Raw genomic sequence first — 2,839 nt, 5'->3', positions numbered from 1 at the left:
TCGATGCCGCCTGGGCGCGCTGGTCGCGGCCGTGGACCATCGTCGCCTGGGCATTCCTCGGCATCGGCATCACCCTGGGCTCGTGGTGGGCCTACTACGAACTCGGCTGGGGCGGTTGGTGGTTCTGGGACCCGGTGGAAAACGCCTCCTTCATGCCCTGGCTGGTGGGCACGGCGCTGATTCACTCGCTGGCAGTCACGGAAAAACGCGGCGTGTTCAAAAGCTGGACCGTGTTGCTGGCCATCGCCGCGTTTTCCCTGAGCCTGCTGGGTACGTTCCTGGTGCGTTCCGGCGTACTGACCTCGGTGCACGCGTTTGCCTCCGACCCGGAGCGCGGCGTGTTCATCCTGATCTTCCTGTTGTTTGTGGTCGGCGGCTCGTTGACGTTGTTTGCGTTGCGCGCGCCAGTGGTCAAGAGCCATGTCGGCTTCAACCTCTGGTCCCGGGAAACCCTGCTGCTGGGCAATAACCTGGTGCTGGTGGTGGCGGCTTCGATGATCCTGCTGGGCACCCTGTACCCGCTGGTGCTGGATGCCCTGAGCGGCGCCAAACTGTCCGTCGGCCCGCCGTACTTCAACGCACTGTTCATCCCGTTGATGGCGCTGTTGATGGTGGTGATGGCGGTCGGCGTCCTGGTGCGCTGGAAAGACACTCCGGTGAAATGGCTGGTGGGCATGCTCACCCCGGTACTGCTCGGCAGCGCCGCGCTGGCCGTGATCGCCGGTATAGCCTACGGCGACTTCAACTGGGCCGTGCTTGCCACCTTCATGCTCGCGGCCTGGGTATTGCTGGCCGGTGTACGCGACCTGATCGACAAGACCCGCCACAAAGGTTTGATCAAAGGCTTGCCGACCATGACCCGCAGTTACTGGGGCATGCAGGTCGCCCACATCGGCATCGCCGTGTGCGCCCTGGGCGTCGTGTTGTCCAGCCAGAACAGTGCCGAGCGCGACCTGCGCCTGGCACCGGGCGAGTCCATGGACCTGGCCGGCTATCACTTCATTTTCGAAGGCGCCAAGCACTTCGAAGGCCCCAACTTCACCTCCGACAAAGGCACCGTACGCGTTGTGCGCAACGGTAAGGAAATCGCCGTGCTGCACCCGGAAAAACGCCTGTATACCGTGCAAAGCTCGATGATGACCGAAGCCGGGATCGACGCCGGTTTCACCCGCGACCTCTACGTCGCCCTGGGTGAACCGTTGGGCGATGGCGCCTGGGCCGTGCGGGTCCACGTCAAACCGTTTGTGCGCTGGATCTGGTTCGGCGGCCTGCTCACCGGCTTCGGTGGTTTGCTGGCGGCGATGGACCGGCGCTACCGGGTCAAGGTCAAGAGCCGGGTGCGTGAAGCCCTCGGTCTGCAAGGAGCGCCAGTATGAAGCGTTGGTTGATGGTGTTACCGCTGGCGGCGTTTCTGGTGGTGGCGGTGTTCCTGTATCGCGGGCTGTACCTGGACCCGGCCGAGTTGCCGTCGGCCATGATCGGCAAGCCATTCCCGGCGTTCTCGCTGCCGACGGTGCAGGGCGACAAGACCCTGACCCAGGCTGATTTGCTGGGCAAACCGGCCCTGGTCAACGTGTGGGGCACCTGGTGCATTTCCTGCCGCGTGGAGCATCCGGTGCTGAACAAGCTGGCGGAGAAGGGCGTGGTGATCTACGGCATCAACTACAAGGACGACAATGCTGCCGCCCTGAAGTGGCTGGCTGAATTCCACAACCCGTACCAGCTGGATATCCGCGACGAAGACGGCAACCTCGGGCTGAACCTTGGTGTGTACGGCGCTCCGGAAACCTTCTTCATCGACGCCAAGGGCGTGATCCGCGACAAGTACGTGGGCGTGATCGACGAAGTGGTGTGGCGCGAGCAACTGGCCGCCAAGTACCAGGCGCTGGTGGATGAGGCCAAGCCATGAAGCGTTGGTTAGCCGCCGCGGTATTGGGCTTGAGCATGGTCGGCGTGGCCCACGCCGCCATCGACACTTACGAATTTGCCAAGGACGGAGACCGCGAGCGTTTTCGCGAACTGACCAAGGAGCTGCGCTGCCCCAAGTGCCAGAACCAGGACATCGCCGACTCCAATGCACCGATCGCCGCCGACCTGCGCAAAGAGATTTTCCGCATGCTCGGCGAGGGCAAGGACAATCAGCAGATCATCGACTTCATGGTCGACCGCTACGGTGACTTCGTGCGCTACAAGCCGGCGCTCACCGGCAAGACTGCGCTGCTGTGGTTCGGCCCCGCCGGGTTGTTGCTCACAGGCTTAGTCGTTATGGCGGTGATTGTGCGCCGCCGTCGTGTCGCCCCGGCCGATGGCTCGGACTCGCTTTCCGTCGACGAGCGTCAACGCCTCGACCAACTGCTGGACAAAAAAACTGATGATTGATTTCTGGCTCGCAGCAGGTCTGCTGCTTCTGATTGCCTTGAGTTTCCTGCTGATCCCGGTGTTACGCGGCCGCCGTGCCCAGCGTGAAGAGGATCGCACTGCATTGAACGTGGCGCTGTACCAGGAACGCGTGGCGGAACTGCAAACCCAGCAGACCGAAGGCGTGCTGGATGCGGCCCAGCTGGACAGCGGTCGCGCTGAAGCGGCCCGTGAGTTGCTGGCGGATACCGAGGGTGTGGAAAAGCCCCGGGAATCGCGCCTCGGCAAACCGTTGCCGTTGCTCGCGGCGTTTCTGGTGCCGGTGTTGGGCGTGGCGCTGTACCTGCATTACGGTGCCAGCGACAAGGTCGAACTGACCCGCGAATTCTCCCAGCCGCCGGTGTCCATGGAAGACATGACCCGCCGCCTGGAGCGCGCCGCAGCGGCCCGGCCGGATTCGCCGGAAGGCCTGTACTTCCTC

At 63.5% G+C, this 2,839-nt stretch carries 4 protein-coding genes; all 4 read left to right on the top strand.

All coding sequences use genetic code 11. From position 1 onward, the window contains the following. Positions 1-1,376 (top strand): heme lyase CcmF/NrfE family subunit (locus HX846_RS28645; RefSeq protein ID WP_178966600.1); only part of this gene is annotated, 1,376 nt, incomplete at its 5' end. Continuing rightward, the gene (locus HX846_RS28640; RefSeq protein ID WP_008434782.1) at positions 1,373-1,909 is read left to right on the top strand and encodes a DsbE family thiol:disulfide interchange protein; all 537 of its coding nucleotides are present in this window, start codon (positions 1,373-1,375) and stop codon (positions 1,907-1,909) included. The genes HX846_RS28645 and HX846_RS28640, both read left to right, overlap by 4 nt. Then, entirely contained in the window at positions 1,906-2,379 is a 474-nt protein-coding gene (locus HX846_RS28635) for a cytochrome c-type biogenesis protein (RefSeq protein ID WP_003210629.1), read from the top strand. Before HX846_RS28640 ends, HX846_RS28635 begins: the two co-directional genes overlap by 4 nt. Continuing rightward, positions 2,372-2,839: c-type cytochrome biogenesis protein CcmI (gene ccmI, locus HX846_RS28630; RefSeq protein ID WP_178966598.1), on the top strand; the 468-nt coding region annotated here is incomplete at its 3' end. The genes HX846_RS28635 and ccmI, both read left to right, overlap by 8 nt.

It is taken from the genome of Pseudomonas sp. K5002, from assembly GCF_013386655.1.
Lineage (GTDB): Bacteria > Pseudomonadota > Gammaproteobacteria > Pseudomonadales > Pseudomonadaceae > Aquipseudomonas.
This window is presented reverse-complemented; position numbering and strand designations above follow the sequence as displayed.

Coding starts and splice junctions, on each gene's coding strand:
- HX846_RS28635 (WP_003210629.1), top strand. CDS start 1,906: ATGAAGCGTTGGTTAGCCGCCGCGGTATTGGGCTTGAGCATGGTCGGC.
- HX846_RS28640 (WP_008434782.1), top strand. CDS start 1,373: ATGAAGCGTTGGTTGATGGTGTTACCGCTGGCGGCGTTTCTGGTGGTG.